Origin of the sequence: Embleya sp. NPDC020630 (assembly GCF_044334985.1) — a bacterium.
Lineage (GTDB): Bacteria > Actinomycetota > Actinomycetes > Streptomycetales > Streptomycetaceae > Embleya.
Genome location: NZ_JBIRUB010000001.1, coordinates 91,116 through 113,539 on the forward strand (window position 1 = coordinate 91,116; position 22,424 = coordinate 113,539).

Below are 22,424 nucleotides of genomic sequence, written 5' to 3' on the forward strand. Positions count from 1 at the left end.
CACTGAGAGATTACGATGAAAGGGGTGGGTCGAATGCGGTAATTAGTGGATGAATTCGGACATATGGCAGCGCGTTAATGAGACGTGGATCTCCATATGTTTCCCGTTGGAATCACTCGGGCAAGTCACGCCCGGTAACAAATGCGGGATACAACTTTTCCGAGGGGACTCGGGAAAGGCGTTCGACCCCGGACGTGCGCCGCTGCCGTGACGTTTCTGCGTCGGCCGTACTCCCGCATCCAGCAGCCCGCGGCGCCGGCGCCCTCATCACGGCGGTGCTCCGGCCCGGAACCGGTATCAACGGTTCCGTTCCTCCGCGGCCCGAACAACGAGGTATCCGTGTCCAGACTCCGGGCCGAAGGCCTGTACAAGATTTTCGGCCGTCGAGCCGACGACGCGCTCGACCGGCTGCGTGCCGGCGCAAGCCGGGACGACGTACGAGGGGGCAACACCGTCCCCGCCGTCATCGACGTCTCCTTCGAGGTCGCCGAAGGCGAGATCTTCGTCGTGATGGGCCTGTCCGGCTCCGGCAAATCGACCCTGCTGAGGATGCTCAACGGTCTCCTGGACGCCACCGCCGGCGCCGTCTACATCGACGACCGGGACCTGACCTCGTTGCCCGCCAGGGAGTTGCGCGACGTGCGTGCCCGGCGCATCAGCATGGTCTTCCAGCACTTCGCGCTGTTCCCGCACCGCACGGTGCTGGAGAACGCCGGCTACGGCCTGTCGGTCCAGGGGGTGCCGGCCGCCGAGCGCGACCGGAGGGCCCGGGAGGCGCTTGCCCTGGTCGGCCTGGCCGGCTGGGAGGAGTCCGCGCCGAGCGAGTTGTCCGGCGGCATGCAGCAGCGGGTCGGCCTGGCCCGCGCGCTCGCCACCGACGCCGACATCCTGCTGATGGACGAGTCGTTCAGCGCGCTCGACCCGCTGATCCGCCGCGAGATGCAGGACCAACTCCTGGAACTCCAGGAGAAGTTGCGCAAGACCATCGTGTTCATCACGCACGACCTCAACGAGGCGATGCGGCTCGGTGATCGCATCGCGGTGATGCGCGACGGCCGGGTGGTGCAGATCGGCACCGCCGAGGACATCCTGACCGACCCCGCCAACGACTACGTGGCGTCCTTCGTCGCGGACGTGGATCGCACCCGGGTGTTGACCGCGGGCTCCATCATGGAGGACTCGCGTGCCACGGTGACCAGCGGAGAAGGGCCCCGCGTCGCGATGCGCACGATGCGCGAGGCGCAGACCACGGCGGCCTTCGTGGTGGACACGCGCGAGAACGGCCGCCGGCTGCTCGGCGCGGTCACCGACGCGGCCGTCACCGAGGCGGCGCGGACCGGTGAGCGCACCGTCCGGCCGGACCCGGGTCTCGACGTGGTCACAGTGACACCGCAGACGCCGGTGGCCGAGTTGTTCGCGCCGTGCGCGGAGAGCAGGCTGCCGCTCGCGGTGGTGGACGAGGGCATGCGACTGGTGGGCGTGGTGCCCCGGGTCAGCCTGCTGGCCGCGCTCGGCAACACCGCCGGGGGGTCGGGCGAGGCCGACGGCGGCACGCTCGGCGTCACCGACACCGGGAGCGTGAAGATGCTGGTGCCCGCGGGCCCGGGCGGGAAGTTGGTGCCGGTCGGATCGGGAGAGAAGTTGCTCCCGACCGGCACGGGCGGTACGGCCGGTGCGGACGGTGTGACCGGTTCCGGCGCGGCGGCGCCGGTCGACGCGGTCGAGGTGCGGATACCGGCGCCGGCGCCGGAGTCGGTCGTGGAGCGGCTCGGGGTCGAGGGCGAGGTGCGCGACGATGCCTAGGATCCATCTGGGCGACTGGGCCGAGAGCCTGGTCGACTTCATGCGCGACCACTTCTCCTGGTTGTTCGACTTCATCAGGAGCGTGGTCGGCGGCGCGGTCACCCACCTGGCCGACTGGCTGACGGATTCGCCGCTGCCGGTCGTGGTGGTGCTGTTCGCGCTGATCGGCTGGGCCGTACGCGGGCCGGTGTTCGCGCTGGTCGCGGCGGCGGGGTTCCTGCTGATCGACGGCCTGGACATGTGGAAGCCGGCCATGTCCACGCTGGCCCTGGTGCTGGTCTCGGCGGCGATCGCACTGCTGGTCGCCATCCCGTTGGGCATCTTGACCGCGCGCAGTCGTGCGGTCGGCGCGGTGTTGCGGCCGGTGCTCGACTTCATGCAGACGATGCCTGCGTTCGTGTACCTGATCCCGGCCATCACGTTCTTCGGCATCGGTGAGGTGCCGGGCGTCGTGGCCACCGTGGTCTTCGCGCTGCCGCCCGGGGTGCGGATGACCGAATTGGGCATCCGCAGCGTCGACGCCGAAATGGTCGAGGCGGCCGAGGCGTTCGGCACGAGCGAGTGGCGGATCCTCAAGGACGTGCAGTTCCCGCTCGCGTTGCCGACCATCATGGCCGGGGTCAACCAGGTCATCATGTTGTCGCTGTCGATGGTGGTCACCGCCGGCATCGTCGGCGCGGGCGGCCTGGGCAGCGAGGTGTTCGGCGCGTTGTCGAACAACAACGTGGGCCTGGGCGTCGAGGCCGGTGTCGCGGTGGTCGTGCTCGCGATCTACCTGGACCGTACGGTCGGTGCGGCCGGACAGCGGGCCGAGGCGCGGGCCAAGCGCGCCAAGGCCGTGCGCGGCGCCGAGGGCTTCACGCCGAAGTGGCTGCTCGACTGGCGTCCGCGCCCGGTCGTGGCGGTCGGCGGCGTGGTGACCGTCGCACTGGTCGCGGGGCTGCTCGGCGGCTTCGGCCTCGGTGCCTCCGACGGTGGTCGCAAGAAGATCACGGTCGGCTGGATCCCGTGGGAGGAGGACGTCGTGGTCACCAACATGTACAAGCAGCTGTTGGAGAAGCGCGGCTACGACGTCACGATGAAGCAGCTCGACGTGGGCCCGCTGTTCCAGGGCCTGGCGCGCGGCGACATCGACCTGTTCCTGGACGCGTGGTTGCCCACGCTGCACAAGAAGTACCTGGACGAGTACGGGTCCAAGCTCGAGGAGATCGGGCGCTGGTACAACAACGTGGACGTGCAGCTCGCGATCCCGAAGAACCTGCCGTACGAGTCGGTCGAGGATCTCAAGGGCCACGAGCAGGAGTTCGGCGGCCGGATCGTCGGGATCGAGCCGGGCGCGAACATCATGGACCTGACCGAGAAGAAGCTGATCCCGGAGTACGGGCTCGACTTCGATCTGGTCAAGAGCAGCACACCCGCGATGATCGCGGAGCTGGACCGGCAGATGGCGGCCGGCAAGCCGATCGTGGTGACGATGTGGCGTCCGCACTGGGCGTACACGAAGTACGACATCAAGCCGTTGGCCGATCCGAAGCAGTCGTACGGCGCGCCGGGGTGGATCAGCTCGATCGGCCGCAAGGGCTTCGCGAAGGACTTCCCCGACGTCAACACGTGGGTGAGGAACCTGAAGCTGGACGACTCGGTGCTCGGTCCGTTGGAGAAGAAGGTCTTCGTCGACTACGCGGGCAAGCCGAACGCGGCGGCCGAGGGCGTGAAGGCGTACCTGAAGGAAAACCCGGACGTGGAGAAGAAGTTCCTCAGTGAACTGCCGCCCGCGGGCGGCACATCCGGGACAGGTGGCACCGACGAGCCGAAGCACGACGGCGGCGGGGACGGGCGGAGCGCCCAGCCGCAGTCGCTGCCGGCGGCAACGCGGGAGCGGGCGGAGGTGTCCTGACGGCCGGTCACCCACGTGGGTGACGCGGTCGGCTGATGCCACCGCCCGGGGAGGGCGTCGCGCGAGGTTCGCGCGGCGCCCTCCTTCGCGCTGCCGGCGCGCGTCGGGTCAGGAACGGAACTTCCAGCTGTCCTCGGCGGTCTTGGGGTGGATCGGTTCGCACCGGAGGCCCCACTTCGAGGCGCCGTCGGCGAAGGCGCGGAAGAACTGTTCGGTGGGTTGGCCCAGGGTTCGGCCCGGGGGGTCCTCGCCGTTGTGGCGGCTGAGTTGGTAGGCCACCGTGTGACCGTCGCACAGGCCGAGGACCTTGCCCTCGACGGTGCCCGCGAGTTGCGCGTCGTTGGCGATGCCGCCGGTGGGCAGCCGCTCCGACAGGACGGCGCGTTCGCCCGGGGCCTCGGCGCCGGGGGCCAGGTAGCCGTGCACGATCGCGAAGGAGAGCACCCGCCGGTTGTCCAGGAACAGATCGCAGCCCTGGATCGCACCCGGTCCCTCCGGCGTCGCGGCGGCCGTCCATCGCGCGCGCTGATCGCCGGCCGCCTGGGGGCCGAGCGCGGCGGGGTCGAGCATGCCGCAGACGGGGGCGTCGGTGATCGGCTTGGGTTCGCTCGCGGGCTTGATCCTGTCCGGCCGGGGGGCCGGGTCCGACTCGCAGCCGGCCGCCTTGGCCACGCCGTTGGCCAGGTCCACCGCGAGGTCGGCCAACTGCTGCCGCTGGTCCGGCTGGTTCGGCGTGCCGGCCGGGGCGAGGGTGCGGGCCCGGACCAGCATCGGCACCGGCTGCTCGACGTTTTGCACCTTGCAGTTCTGCACCAGCCAGGCGTCGTCCGCACCGGCCATGCCGTACAGCTTGTTGTCGCCGTTGCCCAGCGGCGCCGACCCCGTGGTGGTCAGCCCCGGCAACTGCACCCGCTCGGCGCCGGCCATGTTGAACAGGTATGCCGAGCCGACGAACGAGCGCTCGCCCGCCGTCACCTGGCAGCGCAGCACGGGGTAGTGCGGCAGGGGCTCATGGTCCTTGCCGGTGAACGCGGGCGCCGCCGGGAGCAATGCGGTGACCGCAGACGTGGGCAGCAGTCCCGCGCAGACCGTGTTGCCGACGGGCGTGGTCTCCGACCCCGTGGGTGTGATCGCGGAGGGTTCGGCGGAGGGGGAGGCGGAGCTCGAACAGCCGGCCACGAGTACGCCGGCGGTCAACAGGCTCGCCACGTGTACGGCCGGACGCAGCCTGGAGCGAAGCATGCGGCCCAGGATATCCGGCGGCTCAGCGCCGGTTGGCCCTCACCCACCACCCGGTCAACATGCCCACGGCGAACGTCCCGACCAGGACGATCCACAGCGGCGCCGCCAGCGTCGGGATCCAGAATCGGATGCTCACCGAGCCGGTGTTGGCCAGCACGAACCAGACGCTCAGGACGACGATGACCGCGATGCCGATCGTGCGGTACGAGATACCGCCGATATTGCCGCCCGAAGTGCCCGATTGAGGGGTTTTTGCCATGGCGCAGATCCTATCTGCGTAGTTGCTCGGTCACTTTGAGGCGCGCCGACTTGACCATCTCTTGAAAGTTGCTTGCAGCAACAAAGATTGCTATGGTTGTACCAAGCAACGAGTGTCGGGGGTGGGGAAGCCGCGTCCGGGCGCAGAGCATCCGCAGTAGAAGGGGTAGGTATGAGCAACGCACCGGCCGCGGCATCGGCCGCGCAGACATCGGCGGAGCCGATGTCCCACCGGCAGATCATGGAGGCCCTGTCGGGGCTGCTCCTGGGCATGTTCGTGGCCATCCTGTCGTCCACGATCGTGTCCAACGCCCTGCCGCGGATCATCTCCGACCTGCACGGCAGCCAGACCTCCTACACCTGGGTGGTCACCGCGACGCTGCTCGCGATGACCGCGACCACCCCGATCTGGGGCAAGCTCGCCGACCTGACCAGCAAGAAGCTGCTGGTCCAGCTCGCGCTGGTGATCTACGTGGCGGGCTCCGCGTTGGCCGGCCTGTCGCAGAACACGGGCATGTTGATCGGCTGTCGGGTCATCCAGGGCGTCGGCGTCGGCGGTCTCACCGCGCTGGCGCAGGTGATCATGGCCGCGATGATCTCGCCGCGCGAGCGGGGCCGCTACAGCGGCTACCTCGGCGCCACCTTCGCGCTGGCCACCGTCGGCGGGCCGCTGATCGGCGGCGTGATCGTGGATACCCCGTGGCTGGGCTGGCGCTGGTGCTTCTACGTCGGCGTACCGTTCGCGGTGGCCGCGATCGTCATCCTGCAGAAGACCTTGAAGCTGCCGGTGGTCAAGCGTGAGGTCAGCATCGACTACCTGGGCGCGACGCTGATCAGCGCCGGTGTGTCGGTGCTGCTCGTGTGGGTCTCGCTGGCGGGCAAGAACTACGCCTGGGTCTCGTGGCAGACCGCGGCCATGGTGCTCGGCTCGCTGCTGCTGATCGCGCTGGCCATCCGGGTCGAGGGTCGGGCGGCGGAGCCGATCATCCCGCTGTGGTTGTTCAAGCAGCGCACCATCGTGCTGGCCGTGCTCGGAAGCCTCGCGGTGGGTCTGGCGATGATGGGCTCGTCGGTCTTCCTCAGCCAGTACTTCCAGATCGCCCGCGGCAAGTCGCCGACCGTGTCCGGCCTGATGACGCTGCCGATGATCGGCGGCCTGGTGATCGCCTCGACGGTGGTCGGCAAGCTGATCACCGCGACCGGGTTCTGGAAGCGCTACCTGGTGATGGGCGGCGTCTCGCTGACCATCGGGCTGACCCTGATGAGCACCACCCGCGCGGACACGAACCTGTGGGTGCTCGGGGTGTACATGTTCCTGCTCGGCATGGGCATCGGCGCTCTTCAGCAGAACCTGGTGCTCGCGGTGCAGAACGCGGTGCCGGTGCACCAGTTGGGCGCGGCCAGTTCGGTCGTCGCGTTCTTCCGCAGCCTGGGTGGTGCGGTCGGCGTCTCGGCGCTCGGCGCGGTGATGGCGACCAAGGTCACGGGCTACCTCTCCGACGCGGGGCTGAAGTCGGGCGCCGGCGGCGGGGGCGGGATCCCGAACGTGCACCACCTGCGGGAGCCGGCGCGCGGCATCGTGGAGAACTCCTACGGCCACGCGGTGGGCGACATCTTCCTGTTCGCCGCGCCGTTCGGGTTGCTCGCGCTGATCGTGGTGCTGCTGATCAAGGAGGTCCCGCTGCAGACGGGCCAGGCGGTCGTGGTGGCCAAGGCCGATCAGCGGGCGCCGGGGGTGGAGACGGTACCGGCGCAGGGCCGCGAGCCGGTACGGATCGACAAGGTCGAGGCGCGCACGCCGTAGTCCGACCACACACGACGCGAGGGCGGCCCCGATCGGGACCGCCCTCGCGTCGTGTGTGGGGCCGGACTCAGTACTGGTAGAAGCCGCGCCCGGTCTTCTTGCCGAGCAGCCCCGCGTCGACCATGCGCAGCAGCAGCGGCGGGGAGCTGTAGAGCTGCTCCTTGAACTCGTCGTAGAGGCTGTCCGCGACCGCCTTGATCGTGTCCAGGCCGATCAGGTCGGTCAGCCGCAGCGGGCCCATCGGGTGCGCGCAGCCGAGCACCATGCCGTTGTCGATGTCCTCGGCGGAGGCGAAGCCGGACTCGAACATCCGGATCGCGGAGAGCAGATACGGCACCAGGAGCGAGTTGACCACGAAGCCGGCGCGGTCCTGCGAGCGGATCACCGTCTTGCCCAGCACCTCGGACGCGAACGCCTCGGCGCGCGCCGCCGTGCTCTCGTCGGTGAGCAGCGAGGGCACCAGCTCGACCAGCTTCTGCACCGGCACGGGGTTGAAGAAGTGGATCCCGACGACCTGCTGCGGCCGGGACGTGGCCATGCCCAGCTTCATGATCGGGATCGAGGACGTGTTGGACGCCAGGATCGCGTCCTCGCGCGTCACGACCTTGTCCAAGGTGGCGAAGATCTGCGTCTTGACCTCCTCGATCTCGGCCACCGCCTCGATCACCAGGTCCCGATCGGCGAACTCGCCCAGATCGGTGGTGTAGGTCACCCGCGCCAGCGCGGCGTCACGATCGGCCTCGGCGAGCTTGCCCGCCTTCACCCCACGATCGATCGACTTGGTCACCCGGGCACGCCCGGCCTCGGCCGCCGCCGCATTGGTCTCCGCCACCAGCACGTCGAGCCCGGCCTTCGCACACACCTCGACGATCCCGGACCCCATCAGCCCGGCCCCGACCACCCCTACGCGCCGTACATCGCTCACCACGTACTCCTCGCTCCACGACTCACTACCGTTTTCACCTCCCCGCATCCTCTCAGGTACGACTCAGCGGGCGTCGATGCGCCGAACCGGCTGCCCGGTGACCTTGGCGATGACCTCGAAGTCGCGATCGGCGTGGAGGAGGACGAGGTTGTGATGGGCCGCAGTGACCGAGACCACGAGGTCCACGACGCTTGCACACTCGTGTTGCGACTTCTCCCAGAGACGGTGTTGCAGAGCTGCGGATTCGGTCCATACGGACTCCGGAACGTGGCAGTAGGGCAGCGTCTCGTTCATGATCTCGTCGAGCTCGTAGTACACCGCCTGTCCGCCGACCGAGCGCAGATACTCCAGCCTGACCGGTTCGCACAGACTGACTCGTCCGGCCAAGAAGGGTTCGTTCCATGGCTCGGCGGTTTGTTGCCGGTAGAAGCGGACGAGAGCCGAGGTGTCCGCCAGATATAGATCCTCGGTCACGGGGTCCCCGGCTTGGGCCCGTACTCCTCAGGCAATTCAAGTACCGTCAGGTCCTGGACACCCTCCTGGGCGACCAGTTCCTGCATGCGCTTGATGGCTGCCGCACGACCCTCACGGCCCGCGACCCGGCGCAGAGCCGAGTTGATGGTGTCGCGCTTCGTTGTGGTTCCCAGTATCCGCGCGGCCACAGCCAGCGCGTCGTCATCGACGTCGATCAAGGTCTTGGACATGGTGGCTCCTCAGGAATATATTCGTTTCCGAAATAGGATATATCCACCTGGTGGAGACCCGATGCCGAGCCGGCGGGTCGAATGGACCTACGTTCCGCTGACCAGCGCAAATTCGCTGGGAAAGGGCGGCTGGGTTCACCCGAATGAGCGATCCTGTTGGCCGTTTTCAGTGCGGGGCGGTGTCCATGTCGGGCAATGGGTAGGGGAATTTGGCGCTTACCGCGCCGTCGACGGTGAGGACCTGGCCGCTGAGGTAGCGGGACAGGTCGGTGGTGAGGAAGAGCAGGGGGCCGGCTATGTCGGCGGGGAGGGCCACGTCGTCGAGGGGGGCGTTGGCGGTGTTGGCCTTGCGGCCCGGTTCGCCCAGGTAGGCGGAGACCCTCGGGGTCCAGACGACGCCTGGGGCCACCGCGTTGACGCGGACGCCGTGTGGGCCCAGTTCGACGGCGGCGGAGCGGACCAGGGAGATCAGGCCCGCCTTGGCGGCGCCGTAGGCCGCGTGCATCGGGGCGCCGGTGAGGCCGGACACCGAGGCGACGAAGGTGATCGCGCCGCCGCCGTGCGCGGCCAGGTGGGCGCCGCCCAGTTGCAGGGCGAGCAGGGCGTGGCGCAGCACCACGTCCTGGTGCCAGGTCCAGTCCTCGTCGGTGATCGAGAGCAGGTCGGCGTAGCGGCTCATGCCGATGATGTCGACGATCGCGTGGGCCCGGCCCAGGCGCGCCTCGACGTCGCCCCACAGGCGCGTGGCGTCGGCGCGGGAGGTCGCGTCGCCGGACCAGGCGATGCCGTCGATCTCGCCGGCGATGTCGGCGGCCAGGTCCGGGTCGCGGTCCACGGCGAACACCCGGGCCCCGCACTGGGCGAGCGCGTGTGCGGTCTGCCGGCCGATGCCCTGGCCCGCCCCGAGCAGCACGACGCCGCGCCCGTCGAGCCGGAGTCGGGCCGGGTAGTCGGGGACCTCGGAGTCGTCGGTTCGGGTCATGGCGCCGACGCTAGGCAGGACCTGACGCAGTGTCAATCATCGTTCCGGGCCTGCGTGATGCCAAAACTGACGGTCTGTCAATCGAGCTCCGGGCGTGGCAGTGTACAAATGGTTGACCCAGGCAATCAAAAGGGGAGTGCGGTATGGGCGAGCACATGGGCCACGGCGTCAAGCAGCGGGACCGGGTCCGGATGACGGACGAGGAGGTCGCCGCGTTCCTGGCCGGGCGGCACTCGATGACGATGTCCACGCTCAACGCCGACGGCAGCATCCACTCGATCGGCATGTGGTACGGCTTCCTGGAGGGCGACGTCGCCCTGGAGAGCAAGGCCCGCGCGCAGAAGGTGCTGAACGTGCGCCGCAATCCGACGATCACCTGCCTGGTCGAGGCCGGCGAGTACTACGAGGAACTGCGCGGGGTGTCCATCGTCGGCAGGGCCGAGGTGGTCGAGGAGCCGGAGCGGATCTGGGAGCTGGGGGTGAGCGTGTTCAGCCGCTACGCGGCGCCGTACACCGAGGAGCTGCGCCCGGCCGTGGAGATGATGCTGAACAAGCGGGTGGTGATCAAGGTCGTCCCGGACCGGATCGTCTCCTGGGACCACCGCAAGCTGGGCCTGCCGTCCACCCGCCCGAGCTGAACCCCGGCGCACCCGCGCCCACCCGCCACGCACCGCCGGCCGGCCGGCCGCGCGGATCTGGCCACCCAGGATCCGGTCAGGTAGCCTGTCTGCTTACTTGATCGAGACAAGTATTGGTGAGGGAGTACACAGTGCCGATCGGATTCGCCACCGAGCATCAGGCGTTCGCGGAATCGGTAGCCGGTTTCGTCGCTCGCCACGCCTCGATCGAGAGCACCCGCCGCGCCGCCGAGCACCTGTCCGCCGGCGCGCTGCCGGACTGCTGGACCGCGCTGGTCGGCCAGGGCCTGACCGCCGTGCACCTGCCCGAGGAGTACGGCGGCGCGGGCGCCGGGCTGCTCGAACTGGCCGTCGCCGTCGAGGAGACCGGCCGCGGCCTGCTGCCCGGCCCGTACCTGCCCAGCGTGCTCACCAGCGCCGTGCTGGCCCGCCACGCCGGCCCCGAACCGGCCAAGGCGCTTCTGCCCGCGTTCGCCGAGGGCGCCCGCGGCGCGGTCGCCGTCGTACCGGGCCTGACCGCGCGCGCCACCAAGGTCGGCTGGGAGATCCACGGCACCGTCGAGCCGGTCCCGGGCGCGATCGGTGCGACCTACCTCCTGCTCGGCGCCCGCACCGACGCCGACCCGGCGCGGGCCGAGGAGATCTGGTTCGTGGCCGAGCCCGGCGCGGCCGTCGAGGTCACCGCGCTCGGCCCGCTCGACCTGGCCCGCGGCGTGGCCCGGGTGCGCGCGAACGGCCTGGAGATCACCGCGTCCCGGGTGCTGCCCGGCGTCACCACCGCCCGGGTGCGCGAACTCGCCGCCGTGCTGGCCGCCGCCGAGGCCGTCGGGGTGGCCCGCTGGTGCTTCGAGACCGCGCTGGCCTACGTCAAGATCCGCGAGCAGTTCGGCGTCGCGGTCGGCTCGTTCCAGGCGATCAAGCACAAGGCCGCCACCCTGTTCACCCGGCTCGAACTTGCGGGCGCCGCCGCCTGGGACGCGGCCCGGGCCGCCGACGACACCGCCCCGGACGCCGACGAACAACTGGCCCTGGCCGCCGCCGAGGCCGCCGTGCTCTGCCTGCCCCTGGCCCGCGAGGTGGCGCTCGACTGCATCACCATGCTCGGCGGCATCGGCTTCACCTGGGAACACGACATCCACCTGTACTGGCGCCGGGCGATCTTCCTCGGCCAGTGGCTCGGCCCGGCGGGGGAGTGGACCGCACGGCTCGGCCGCGCCGCGCTCGCAGGCGGCCCCACCCGGCGCTTCGACCTCGAACTCGACGAGGGCGACACGGGGGCCTTCCGGACCGAGGTGGCGGCGAACCTGGCGGCGGCACACGTGCTGCCCGAGCCCGCCCGCCGGCAGCGCCTCGCCGAACTCGGCTACGTCTCGCCGCACTACCCCAGGCCGTACGGGATCGCCGCCGACCCGGCCCAACAGGTGGTCATCCAGCAGGAGTTCGCCCGCATCGGGCTGACCCCGCCGAGCACGATCATCGGTGAGTTCGCGTTGCCCACGATCATGGCGCACGGCACCGAGGCGCAGCGCGACGCGTACGTGCCGGCCACCCTGCGCGGCGACATCGTCTGGTGCCAGCTGTTCAGCGAACCGGGCGCCGGCTCCGATCTCGCGGCGCTGGCCACCCGCGCCACCAAGGTCGACGGCGGCTGGCGGCTGAACGGCCAGAAGGTGTGGAACTCCAAGGCGCACGAGGCGCACTTCGGCATCTGCCTGGCCCGGACCGACCCGGACGCGGCCAAGCACAAGGGCATCACGTACTTCGTGGTGGACATGGCCACGCCCGGGATCGACGTGCGGCCGCTCAAACAGGCCAACGGCCGGTCCGAGTTCAACGAGGTCTACCTGGACGACGTGTTCGTCCCCGACGACCACGTGGTCGGCGCGGTGAACGGCGGCTGGCGGATCGCCCGCACGACGCTGGCCAACGAGCGGGTGATGATCGCCGGCGGTCCGGGCATGCAGGCGTTCGGCAAGCTGGTCGCCGACCTCGCGGGAGACGCCTCCGCCGCCGACGCCCCCGCTGCCGACCCCGCGCTGCTCGCCCGGCTCGGCGCCTTCGCGGCGGAGAACTTCGCGCTGCGCGCCCTCACCCTGCGCTCGACCCTCCAGCGCCTGTCCGGGCTCAACCCGGGCGCCGCCTCCAGCGTGCTCAAGCTCGCGGTCACCGAGCACCAGCGGGCCGTGGTCACCGCGCGCCTGGAGCGGTTCGGCCCCGGCGGCACACACTTCGACGGCCCCGCCGGCGAACCGCTCACCGACTACCTCTCGCTGCCCGCGGTCCTGCTCGGCGGCGGCACCCGGGAGATCCAGCTCAACGTCGTCGCCGAACGCATCCTGGGCCTGCCCCGGGGGTGAACCCGGCGACCGCCCGGGGGTCCTCGACCCCGCGTCCCGCGACCGACAGACAGCGTCCACGGCCGGCAAGGTCCACGGCCAACCAGGTCCACGGCTATCAGGGAGACCACGTGCACATCGCCTACACACCCGAGCAGGAGGACCTGCGACGGGAACTGCGCGAATACTTCGCGCGGATCATGACGCCCGAGATCCGGGCCGAGCAGGCCGCGGGCGAGACCAGCCTGATGGGCAAGGACGGCGCGTACTGCCGCGTCGTCAAGCGCATGGGCGAGGACGGCTGGCTGGGCATCGGCTGGCCCAAGGAGTACGGCGGCCAGGACCGCACCATGCTCGAACAGTTGATCTTCACCGACGAGGCGACCCTGGCCGGCGCCGCGGTGCCGTTCCTGACCATCAACACGGTCGGCCCGACCCTGATGGAGTACGGCACGCAGGAGCAGCGCGACTTCTTCCTGCCGAAGATTCTCGCCGGCGACATGCACTTCTCGATCGGCTACTCCGAGCCGGGCGCCGGCACCGACCTCGCCGCGCTGACCACCAAGGCGGTCCGCGACGGCGACGACTGGATCATCAACGGCCAGAAGATGTGGACCTCGCTGATCCACGTCGCCGACTACGTGTGGCTGGCCGCGCGTACCGACCCGGACGCGCCCCGGCACAAGGGGCTGACCATGTTCCTGGTGCCCACCGACGCCGAGGGTTTCTCCTGGACCCCGATCAAGACCATGGGCGGCCAGACCACCTCGCAGACCTTCTACGAGAACGTCCGGGTGCCCGCGTCGGCCATGGTCGGCGAACTCAACGGCGGCTGGAAGCTGATCACCGGGCAGCTCAACCGCGAGCGGGTGGCGCTGTGTTCGGCCGCGGGCATCCAGCTCGCGCTGCACGAGACCCGGCGCTGGGCCGAGCGGGCGGTGCTGCCGGACGGCTCGCGCGTGATCGACCGGGAGCACGTCCAGGCCAACCTCGGCCGGGTGCACGCCAAGGTGGAGTTCCTCAAGCTGATCAACTGGAAGATCGCCTGGGCGGTCGACCACGGTGCCAAGGTCGGCCCGTCGGACGCCTCGGCGACCAAGATCTTCGGTACTGAATTCGCCACCGAGGCCTACCGGTTGCTGATGGAGTGCCTGGGCGAGGACGCCTACCTCCAGCAGGACTCGCCGGGCGCGGTGTTGCGCGGCCGGCTGGAGAAGATGCACCGCACGGCGCTCATCCTCACCTTCGGTGGCGGCACCAACGAGGTGCAGCGCGACATGATCGCGATGCTGGGCCTCGGGCTGCCCCGGCCGCCGCGCTGACCCGCCGTCACCACGCTGACAAGGACAGGTGAAATGGACTTCGGTTACACGGAAGAACAGCAGGACCTGGTGGGCCTGGCGGGGCGAATCCTCGGCGAGCGGGTCACCCACGAGGCGCTGACCGCGCTGGACAAGCGGGTCGAGCAGGACGGCGCGCCGCGCCTGGACCGCGAGTTGTGGGCGGAGCTGGCCAAGGCCAACCTCCTCGGGATCGGCCTGCCGGAGGAGTTCGGCGGCTCCGGCTACGGCGTGTTCGAGCAGTGTCTGATCCTGGAACAGATCGGCCGCACGCTCGCACCGGTGCCGTTCGGGCCCTCGATCATGGTCGCCGCGTCGCTGCTGAGTCGGATGGGCACCGACGAGCAGAAGGCGGCCTGGCTGCCGGGCGCGGTGGACGGTTCGCGGATCCTGACCTACGCGCTCGCCGAGCCGTACGGCCGGGACGGCGCCGCGCCCGCGACGAAGGCGGTGTGCACGGACGGGGTCTGGCACCTCGACGGGGTCAAGACCGGGGTGCCGGCGGCGACCGTCGCCGACCTGATCCTCGTGTCCGCGGACCTCGGCGACGGCCACGCGGGGGTGTTCCTGGTCGACCCGAAGGCGCCCGGCGTGCGGATCGAGGCCCAGCTGACCACGGCCAAGGAGGTCGCGGGCCTGGTCACCCTGGAGCGGGCCGTCGGGACCGCGCTCGGCGGCCCCGACGCGGCGGTGAACCTGCGCGAGCTGGCCACACTCGCGCTGTGCGCGACCCAGCTCGGGGTGACCGAGAAGGCGATGCGCGAGACCGCGAAGTACGCGAGCGAGCGGGTCCAGTTCAAGCGGCCGATCGGCTCCTTCCAGGCGGTGGGGCACCGGCTCGCCGACGCGTACATCGACGTCGAGGCGATCCGGCTGACCACCTGGCAGGCGGCCTGGCGGGTGGCCGAGGGCCTGGATCCCGCCGAGGCGATCGCGACCGCGAAGTTCTGGGCGGCCGACGGCGGCCACCGCGTCGCGCACGCCGCGGTGCATGTGCACGGCGGGATGGGCGTGGCCGAGGAGCACTTCGTGCACCGCTACTTCAACCACGCCAAGCAGCTCGAACTCTCCCTCGGCGGCGCCACCGAGCAGGCGCTGCGGATCGGCGCCGGCTTCGCGGCCACGCCGGCGGGGGAGTTCGCCTGACCGGCTCGACCGAGCAGCCCACCCCAGGTGCGGTCGCGCCGGCGCCGCATCCCGTGATTCCCGGATCTTCTGGAGACGAACAGACATGAGCGAACCGCACGCCCTGGTCGAGCGGGACGGCCCCGTCCTGGTCATCACGATGAACCGCCCCGAGGCCCGCAACGCGGTCACCGGTGAGATGGTCGAGATCCTGGAGGCCGCCTGGGACGAGGTGAACGCCAACCCCGAGATCCGGGTGGCCATCCTCACCGGCGCCGGCGGCGCGTTCTGCGCGGGCGCCGACCTGAAGGCGATGAGCCGGCGCGCGCCCGGCGACGCGTTCAAGGGCGGCGAGGGCAGGCCGGCCATGGACATGTCCGTGATGAAGTGGTGTCTCAAGGGCTTCACCCTCACCAAGCCGTTGATCGCCGCCATCGAGGGCCCGGCCATCGCGGGCGGCACCGAGATCCTCCAGGCCACGGACATCCGGGTGGCCGGCGAGTCGGCCCGCTTCGGGGTTTCCGAGGTGCGCTGGGGTCTTTTCCCGCTCGGTGGGTCGGCGGTGCGCCTGCGCCGGCAGATTCCGTACACTGTCGCCGCCGACCTGCTGTTGACGGGCCGCCACATCAAGGCGCCCGAAGCCAAGGAGCTCGGTCTGATCGGGCATGTCGTACCCGATGGCGGCGCGTTGGAGAAGGCGAAGGAGATCGCCCACCAGATCGCCGCCAACGGTCCGCTCGCCGTTCAGGCGGTCCTGCGCGTTCTGCGTGAAACCGACCAGTTGACCGAGGAAGATGCGTTCAAGCTGGAGTCGCAGATCGGAATGCGGGTATTCATGAGCGACGACGCCAAGATCGGTCCGCGAGCCTTCGCGGAGAAGAAGACCCCGGAGTTCAAGGGCACGTGATGTGCCATCGGAAAACTTCGGCATGAAACGGGCCCGCCGGGTCAGGGACGGCAATCCCCCGGCGGGTCCTCATCATCTCGACGCGTGTGCGGTCACGCGGGTTGCGTCGATCGACCGGAAAATTTCGGCGATGTCGCGGCCGGACGCCGCGAGCGCACCTCGCGAGCCACTTCGATCGAGGCCGGCAGGGTGAGCACGACCCACAGGGTGATCATCAACGTGCCGTCGCTCAGCGACGTGCACGACCAGCCGGCCAGGGCCGCGAACAGCCAGAACGCCGCGATGTAGAGGGCGGGGGCGTCCCGGCGCCGAAGGAACGCGACCAGGAAGACCAGGGCGAGCAGCGCGAACGGCACGATGGCGGTGAACTCGTCGCCGGTGAGGTCGTTCGCGTTCCAACTGTCGGAGTCGCGGTAGGGGAGGAACGGCTGCCGTCGATAGCTTCGGCGGTAGGCCGGCGCGAACAGGGCGGCGGCCAACACCGCGAGCGGTCCCCACACCAGTACCACCGCCAGCCGCGCCGACCACAGCAGCGCGACGGCGGCGAGCACCGCCGAGGCCAGACACAGGTAGTTGAACCCCTTGAACCCCTCGGGCCGGGTGCTCAGCCACCCGGCCGCGAGCATCGCGCCGCCCGCGACGGCGAGCAGGCCGTCGGCGCCGAGCCGGAAGCGGACCGCCCAGGGGCCGCCGGAGCGCTGCGGTGCGGAGCCGACGGCCGGCGGGAGACCGGGCCGCCACGGCGGCGGCCCGAAGTCGAACGGGGGCGGCGGGCCCGGGTCGGGCGGCCGAACCTGGGTCGGCCGCGTCCAGCTCCTCGGGCACCTGCGGGCGCATCGCCGACGGCGGGGTCGGCGGCCTGGACAGGTGCTGGTGCATCACCGCGAACGGCGAATCGGCCAGGAACGGCGGCCGGCCGGTGAGCAGTTCGTAGACGAGCGCGCCGAGCGAGTACAGGTCGGTGCGGGCGTCGACGTCGCGCCCCTCGATCTGCTCCGGGGACAGGTACGCGGGAGTGCCCACGGTCATCCCGGTCGCGGTCAGCCGGGTGGTGGTCTCGGCGAGCACCTTCACCCCGCCCGTCGAGGTGAGCATGATGTTGGCGGGCTTCAGGTCGCGGTGCACCATGCCGTGGCCGTGACTGTGCACGAGCGCGTCGGCGACGTCGTGTGCGATCGAGACGGTGCGGCCGATCGGCAGCGGGCCCTCGCGCAGGGTCTCGGCCGGCGTGCGACCGTCGACGAACTCCATCACCAGGAACGGGATCGGCTCGGCGCCGGTGGTGTCCTCGCCGACGTCGTACAGCGTCGCGACGCCCGGGTGGGACAACCCGGCGACGGTGCGCGCCTCGCGCCGGAACCGGTCTCGGAACTCCTGCTGCCGGGTCAGCTCGACGGGCAACACCTTGACCGCGACGGTGCGGCCCAGCTCACGGTCCACGCCGCGCCGGACCACGCCCATCCCGCCGTGCCCGACCGACTCCAGCAATTCGTATCTGCCACCCAGAACGCGCATGTCTGCCCCGGAGTTCGGTCGTGGGTCGGGCGTGGCCGCGCAAGTGTGGAGCAACCGACTGTTCGGGGACATATGCCGGGCCTTCGTGGCGAGAAAGTACCGCCGCGCGGGCGGGTTCCGACAGTGCTTTGCCGGATCATGGCGCGGCTATTCTTTTGATCGAGTCAAGGGTAAGTTGGCCCGACCCTGCTTCCGACCGGATGGGATCCCCGCCTCGGCCCCGGATCCCCGGCGTCGGGAGCATCCGTACATCCGCCGTGGGAGCCGACCATGACGCCCGTCAGCCCGTCGTTCAACCTCGCCGACCTGTTCGAGATCGTGGTGGACGCGATCCCCGACCGCACCGCGATGATCGCGGGCGAGGTACGCCTGACATACCGTCAACTGGACGAGCGGGCCAACCGGGTCGCGCACCACCTGCTCGGGGCCGGGATCGAGCCCGGGGACTTCGTCGGGATCCACGCGTGGAACCGCGCGGAGTGGGTCGAGGCGATGATCGGCTGCCACAAGGCGCGGGCGGTGCCGATCAACATCAACTACCGCTACGTCGAGGCCGAGCTGCGCTACCTGTACGAGAACTCGGGCATGGTCGCGGTGATCGCCGAGCGCTCGTTCGCCGGCGCGACCGCGGCGATCCGGGCCGACTTCCCGACGCTGCGGCACGTGGTGATCCTGGAGGACGGCTCGACCGAGCCGGCCGAGGACACCGTGGGCTACGAGGACGCACTCGCCGCGGCCTTGCCCGCGCGTGGCTTCGGCGCGCGCAGCGCCGACGACCTGTACGGGCTGTACACCGGCGGCACCACCGGGATGCCCAAGTGTGTGTTGTGGCGTGGCGAGGACATCTTCTTCGCCGCCCTCCAGGCCGGGCGCGGCGCCCGGCCGAAGCTGCGCACGCCGGGCGAACTCGCGGAGACGGTGCGCGAGTCGGCCGGAATGACCACGCTCGGCCTGGCGCCGATGATGCACGGCGGCGGGCAGTGGTCGATGTGGAACACCTTCTACATGGGCAACACGTTCCTGATGTGGACCGGGCGCGCCTTCGAGGCGGACGCGGTGATGGCGCTGGCGTCGCGGGAGAAGGCGCTGTCGATGGCCGTGGTCGGCGACGGCATGGGCCGGCCCCTCGCGGACTGGCTGGCGGCCAACCCCGACACCTACGACCTGTCCGCGCTCAAGGCGATCAGCAACGGCGGGGCGCCGATGAGCGCGGCGGTGCGGACCGCGCTCGAACAGGCCGGGATGTTCGTGATCGACAGCTTCGGCGCGTCGGAGACCGGCGCCGCCATGCGGCAGACCGGCGCGCCGGGCACGGCCACCCGGTTCGCCTCCTCGGAGACCACGACGGTCCTGGACGATCGCCTGGTGCCGGTCGAGCCGGGCTCGGGCGACGTGGGCCGACTGGCCGTCGGCGGGCACATCCCGCTCGGGTATCACGGCGACGACGAGAAGACGCGCGCCACGTTCGTGCGGGACGCGAACGGGCGGCGCTGGGTGTTGCCGGGCGACTACGCGCAATTGGACAAGGACGGCGGCATCCTGCTGCTCGGGCGGGGCAGCGCGACCATCAACACCGGTGGCGAGAAGGTGTACCCGGACGAGGTCGAGGACGCGCTGAAGTCGCACGCGGACGTGTTCGACGCGGTCGTGGTCGGTGTCCCCGACCCGCGCTTCGGCCAGGCGGTCACCGCGCTCGTGGTGCTGCGCGAGGGCGCCGACCCGGGGGCGGAGGCGATCACCGCGCACGCCCGGACCCGGATCGCCGGCTACAAGACGCCCAAGCGCATCCACTTCGTCGAGTCGATCCCGCGCACGGCGGCGGGCAAGGTGGACCTGCGGGCGGCCAAGGCGCGGGCGGAGGAGCTGTCGGAGTCGGCGCGGCCGAGCAGCTGAGCGCGGCGGCGTCGTCGGGGCCGGGTCGGTTCAGCCGAGCACCTGGGTGAGGGTGTGGATCAGCAGGCCGACCAGCGCGCCGACGACGGTGCCGTTGATCCGGATGAACTGGAGGTCGCGGCCGACGTTGATCTCGATCTTGCGGCTGGTCTCCTGGGGATCCCAGGCGCCGACGGTGTCGGTGATCAGCGCGGTGATCTCGTCGCGGTAGGTGGTCACCACATAGGCGGCGGCCTGCTCGATCCAGCGGTCGGCCTTGCCGCGCACGCGCGGGTCCTCGGCGAGCCGGGTCGCCAGCGAGCGGATCGCGTCGCCGGCCCGGTTGCGCAGCGCGCTGTCGGGGTCCTCGGTGGCCTCGACGAGCATCGCGCGCGCGGCGCCCCACACCGACGCGATCAGGTCCTGCACGGCCGGGTGCGCGATGGTGCGGTCGCGCAGGCGCTCTATCTGGGCGATCATCGCCGGGTCGTGCTGGAGGTCGCGGGCCACGTCGGCGAGGAAGGTGTCCACGGCGAGTCGGGCCGTGTGCTCCGGGTCGTCGCGCACCGCGCCCGCGAAGCGCACGAGTTCGCGGTGCACCTTGTTGGCGATCTGCCGATCCAGGAAACGCGGGGACCAGCCGGGGGACTCCTCGCTGACCACGCGCAGTACGGCCTCGCGATGCGTCTCCAGCCAGTCGTGCGCCTTGGACGCCACCAGGTCGACCAGGCCGTGGTGGGCGCCGTCGCGCACGAGCCGGTCGAGCAGTTCGCCGATCGGCTGGGCCACGGCCTGGGCGGAGATCCGACGGGTGATCGCCTGGCCGAACACGTTCTGCACGTCCTCGTCGCGCAGCACGGTCAGCGCGGCACGGGCCAGCGCGCCCAGCTGCTCGGTGACCCGTTCGGCGTGCCCGGGGGCGGCCAGCCAGGTGCCGGCGCGTCGGGAGACATCCATGCGGGCCAGGCGTTGCCGCACCACCGCGTCGGAGAGGAAGTTCTCGCCGACGAACTCGCCGAGGTTGCGCCCGAGGGCGTCCTTGCGGGTCGGGATGATCGCGGTGTGCGGGATCGGCAACCCGAGCGGGCGCCGGAACAGCGCGGTCACCGCGAACCAGTCGGCCATCGCGCCGACCATCCCGGCCTCCGCCGCCGCCTGGACGTACCCGGCCCACGCCCCGGCCCCCCGAGCCTCGGCCCACCGCGCCAGCACGAACAACACCACGGCGAAAACCAAAAAGCCGGTGGCGATCACCTTCATCCGCCGCACCCCACGCAACTTCTCCACCTCGGCGGCAGTGCGATCGGCGCCGCCGACGGGTCGAGAACGTGGAGCCGGGGCCACGGGTTCGGCCAGATCTTCCATGAGGGTCATTGTGATGATCTGCCCACCCGAATAGCCGCCACGACACCACCCAGTCAGGTGGCCCTCCTCACGCCCCCCGGTAAGACCTCCATGGTCAAGCGCTTCACCTCGAAAAATATAAGCCACATGTTATATTCGACGCGTGTCATGGGAGATCTGCCTTCTTGAACCCGTGGAGAGTTGGTTCCTGAAGCTGTGCGAGACCGACGCGGATTCGGCAGCCCTCATCGTGGAAGCCATCGATCTGTTGGCGCAGCGTGGGCCGACGCTGGGCCGTCCGCTCGTCGACACCTTGCAGGGCAGTCGCCTGCCGAACCTCAAGGAGTTGCGCCCGGCTTCCCGGCGGCGCACCGAGATTCGCATACTGTTTGTTTTCGATCCCGATCGGCAGGCGATCTTCCTCGTGGCCGGCGACAAGGCCGGTCAGTGGTCACGGTGGTACGAGGAAGCGATCCCGCTCGCGGAGGCTCGGTATCAGGAGTACCGCGAGGAGCAGAAGGAGCAGCGATCATGAGTCCCGCACGGCGCTGGCAGGACGTCAAGGCCGATGCCCACCGCGTCAACCCGGACCTGGCCGATCCCGGGGTGCGGTCGCGGGCCCGGGCGGAACTGGACGCCTATGTCGTCGGCTTCCACCTGAAGGAACTCCGCAAGTCCCTGGGACGAACGCAGGCCGAGGTGGCGGCGGTCCTCGGGGTTTCCCAGGCGCGCGTGTCCCAGATCGAGACCGGTGACCTGGAGGCCATGGAACTGGAGACGTTGCGCTCGTATGCGGCCGCGCTGGGTGGGCGGCTCGACGTCACCGTCAACATCGGCGACATGTCGTTTCGGGTGGCCTGAACGACGACGCCGGCCCTGCCGGGGATCGGCCCGCGGTGGGGGTTGGGGTCAGGGGGATCGGGGTGCGTGGGCGGGGGTGGTGAGGATGCCGTTGAGCAAGACCTCGATGGCCCAGGCGTCGCGTTCGTCGCCGGAGCCTTCGGTGAGGGTGGGGCGCATGGCGACCAGGTGGGGGTATTCGGTCGCGGACAGGCGGGCGAAGGTTTCGTTCATCTCGGCCACCGCGCTCTCCTCGGTTTGGCCCTGTTCGCCCTTGGCGGCGTAGGCGGACTCTTCCGTCGCGGCGGCGGTGATGTACAGGTTGATCAGGTCCAGCGCGAGCGAGCGGGTGAGGTCGTCGATCTCCGCGCCGGCCAGCAGGGCCAGGATCGTGTCGGCGAGGGCCAGTGCGTTGGGGCCGGTCGGGACGTCGCCCAGGGCAACCGACGCGATGCCGCGCCGGTTGCCGAGGACGGTGACGGCGTTGCCGATCAGCGTGGTCAGCTCCGCCCGCCAGTGCGGCACCGGCGCGCCGACCGGACCGACGGCGGGCAGCGGGATCTCGCCCACCACCCGGTCGTGGACCAGCGCCAGGAGTTCGTCCCGGTTCGCCACATAGACGTACAGCGACGCCGCGCCCGTGTCGAGCGCCTGGGCGACCCGCCGCATGGTCACCGCCTCCAGCCCGTCCGCGTCCAGGATCGCGAGCGCGGCGGACACGAGTGCGTCGGCGCTGAGCGCGGCCTTGGCCGGGCGGGTGCGGCGGCTGACCGGGGCGGCGGGGGCGGACCGTCGAGGTGCGCCGGGAGGGTTCGACATGGTCCGAGCATAACGCCTTGACGGAACACTGTTCGAAACGTACGTTGTTCGTGACGAACGTCGTTCGTTCGGA

At 70.4% G+C, this 22,424-nt stretch carries 19 protein-coding genes and 2 pseudogenes; 11 read left to right on the forward strand and 10 right to left on the reverse strand.

Features of this window, described 5'->3' with window-relative positions; genetic code table 11:
- Positions 1–339: 339 nt before the first annotated feature.
- A pseudogene (locus tag ACH4XV_RS00355) lies at positions 340–1,545 on the forward strand (glycine betaine/L-proline ABC transporter ATP-binding protein); the annotation flags it as partial.
- Between the two features lie 250 nt (positions 1,546–1,795).
- Positions 1,796–3,700, forward strand: a complete 1,905-nt coding sequence (locus ACH4XV_RS00360; protein ID WP_395785646.1) for an ABC transporter permease/substrate binding protein — start codon at positions 1,796–1,798, stop codon at positions 3,698–3,700.
- A gap of 108 nt (positions 3,701–3,808) precedes the next feature.
- Here ACH4XV_RS00360 and ACH4XV_RS00365 read toward each other — a convergent pair whose 3' ends face one another.
- Both ACH4XV_RS00365 and ACH4XV_RS00370 read right to left on the reverse strand, forming a co-directional pair.
- Complete coding sequence (locus ACH4XV_RS00365; RefSeq protein WP_395785648.1) at positions 3,809–4,942, reverse strand: hypothetical protein; 1,134 nt, start codon at positions 4,940–4,942, stop codon at positions 3,809–3,811.
- A gap of 22 nt (positions 4,943–4,964) precedes the next feature.
- Positions 4,965–5,201, reverse strand: a complete 237-nt coding sequence (locus ACH4XV_RS00370; RefSeq protein ID WP_395785650.1) for a LapA family protein — start codon at positions 5,199–5,201, stop codon at positions 4,965–4,967.
- Between the two features lie 171 nt (positions 5,202–5,372).
- Between ACH4XV_RS00370 and ACH4XV_RS00375 the strand changes: the two genes are divergently transcribed.
- Positions 5,373–7,004, forward strand: a complete 1,632-nt coding sequence (locus ACH4XV_RS00375; RefSeq protein ID WP_395785652.1) for an MDR family MFS transporter — start codon at positions 5,373–5,375, stop codon at positions 7,002–7,004.
- Between the two features lie 67 nt (positions 7,005–7,071).
- On the opposite strand, the gene ACH4XV_RS00380 is transcribed toward ACH4XV_RS00375, so the two are convergent.
- The 4 genes from ACH4XV_RS00380 to ACH4XV_RS00395 form a co-directional block, all read right to left on the reverse strand.
- Positions 7,072–7,929, reverse strand: coding sequence for a 3-hydroxybutyryl-CoA dehydrogenase (locus ACH4XV_RS00380; RefSeq protein ID WP_380008426.1), 858 nt, complete (start codon positions 7,927–7,929; stop codon positions 7,072–7,074).
- A 63-nt stretch (positions 7,930–7,992) separates the two neighbouring features.
- Positions 7,993–8,403, reverse strand: a complete 411-nt coding sequence (locus ACH4XV_RS00385; protein ID WP_395785654.1) for a PIN domain-containing protein — start codon at positions 8,401–8,403, stop codon at positions 7,993–7,995.
- Positions 8,400–8,633 carry a type II toxin-antitoxin system VapB family antitoxin gene (locus ACH4XV_RS00390; RefSeq protein ID WP_395785656.1) on the reverse strand — a complete coding sequence of 78 codons (234 nt, stop codon included), beginning with the start codon at positions 8,631–8,633 and terminating at the stop codon, positions 8,400–8,402. The genes ACH4XV_RS00385 and ACH4XV_RS00390 overlap by 4 nt, the downstream gene beginning before the upstream one ends.
- A gap of 166 nt (positions 8,634–8,799) precedes the next feature.
- A complete protein-coding gene (locus ACH4XV_RS00395) occupies positions 8,800–9,615 on the reverse strand; it encodes an SDR family NAD(P)-dependent oxidoreductase (protein ID WP_395785658.1) in 816 nt (271 codons plus the stop codon).
- Between the two features lie 143 nt (positions 9,616–9,758).
- Between ACH4XV_RS00395 and ACH4XV_RS00400 the strand changes: the two genes are divergently transcribed.
- The 5 genes from ACH4XV_RS00400 to ACH4XV_RS00420 all read left to right on the forward strand — a co-directional run bounded on the left by ACH4XV_RS00400 (position 9,759) and on the right by ACH4XV_RS00420 (position 15,961).
- Positions 9,759–10,253, forward strand: coding sequence for a pyridoxamine 5'-phosphate oxidase family protein (locus tag ACH4XV_RS00400; protein WP_395785660.1), 495 nt, complete (start codon positions 9,759–9,761; stop codon positions 10,251–10,253).
- Between the two features lie 131 nt (positions 10,254–10,384).
- Positions 10,385–12,610 (forward strand): acyl-CoA dehydrogenase, encoded by a 2,226-nt coding sequence (locus tag ACH4XV_RS00405; protein WP_395785662.1) that lies wholly within the window; start codon positions 10,385–10,387, stop codon positions 12,608–12,610.
- Between the two features lie 110 nt (positions 12,611–12,720).
- Positions 12,721–13,911 carry an acyl-CoA dehydrogenase family protein gene (locus ACH4XV_RS00410; RefSeq protein WP_380008414.1) on the forward strand — a complete coding sequence of 397 codons (1,191 nt, stop codon included), beginning with the start codon at positions 12,721–12,723 and terminating at the stop codon, positions 13,909–13,911.
- A gap of 33 nt (positions 13,912–13,944) precedes the next feature.
- On the forward strand, positions 13,945–15,075 hold the full coding sequence (locus tag ACH4XV_RS00415; protein WP_395785664.1) for an acyl-CoA dehydrogenase family protein: 1,131 nt from the start codon (positions 13,945–13,947) through the stop codon (positions 15,073–15,075).
- A gap of 85 nt (positions 15,076–15,160) precedes the next feature.
- Positions 15,161–15,961 carry a crotonase/enoyl-CoA hydratase family protein gene (locus ACH4XV_RS00420; protein WP_380008408.1) on the forward strand — a complete coding sequence of 267 codons (801 nt, stop codon included), beginning with the start codon at positions 15,161–15,163 and terminating at the stop codon, positions 15,959–15,961.
- A 92-nt stretch (positions 15,962–16,053) separates the two neighbouring features.
- Here the strand turns inward: ACH4XV_RS00420 and ACH4XV_RS00425 are convergent, their stop codons facing one another.
- Positions 16,054–16,587, reverse strand: a complete 534-nt coding sequence (locus tag ACH4XV_RS00425) for a hypothetical protein (protein WP_395787082.1) — start codon at positions 16,585–16,587, stop codon at positions 16,054–16,056.
- A gap of 301 nt (positions 16,588–16,888) precedes the next feature.
- Positions 16,889–17,548, reverse strand: a pseudogene (locus ACH4XV_RS00430) (serine/threonine-protein kinase); the annotation flags it as partial.
- A gap of 198 nt (positions 17,549–17,746) precedes the next feature.
- Here ACH4XV_RS00430 and ACH4XV_RS00435 point away from each other — a divergent pair.
- Positions 17,747–19,369 carry an acyl-CoA synthetase gene (locus ACH4XV_RS00435; RefSeq protein WP_395785666.1) on the forward strand — a complete coding sequence of 541 codons (1,623 nt, stop codon included), beginning with the start codon at positions 17,747–17,749 and terminating at the stop codon, positions 19,367–19,369.
- 30 nt (positions 19,370–19,399) lie between these two features.
- Here ACH4XV_RS00435 and ACH4XV_RS00440 read toward each other — a convergent pair whose 3' ends face one another.
- Positions 19,400–20,713, reverse strand: coding sequence for a DUF445 domain-containing protein (locus ACH4XV_RS00440; protein ID WP_395785668.1), 1,314 nt, complete (start codon positions 20,711–20,713; stop codon positions 19,400–19,402).
- A 142-nt stretch (positions 20,714–20,855) separates the two neighbouring features.
- Between ACH4XV_RS00440 and ACH4XV_RS00445 the strand changes: the two genes are divergently transcribed.
- On the forward strand, positions 20,856–21,227 hold the full coding sequence (locus tag ACH4XV_RS00445) for a type II toxin-antitoxin system RelE/ParE family toxin (RefSeq protein ID WP_380008393.1): 372 nt from the start codon (positions 20,856–20,858) through the stop codon (positions 21,225–21,227).
- Positions 21,224–21,553: a helix-turn-helix domain-containing protein gene (locus tag ACH4XV_RS00450; protein WP_380008390.1), complete on the forward strand. Its 330-nt coding sequence runs from the start codon at positions 21,224–21,226 to the stop codon at positions 21,551–21,553. Before ACH4XV_RS00445 ends, ACH4XV_RS00450 begins: the two co-directional genes overlap by 4 nt.
- Before the next feature lie 48 nt (positions 21,554–21,601).
- Here ACH4XV_RS00450 and ACH4XV_RS00455 read toward each other — a convergent pair whose 3' ends face one another.
- Positions 21,602–22,351, reverse strand: a complete 750-nt coding sequence (locus ACH4XV_RS00455) for a TetR/AcrR family transcriptional regulator (RefSeq protein ID WP_395785671.1) — start codon at positions 22,349–22,351, stop codon at positions 21,602–21,604.
- Positions 22,352–22,424: the final 73 nt, after the last annotated feature.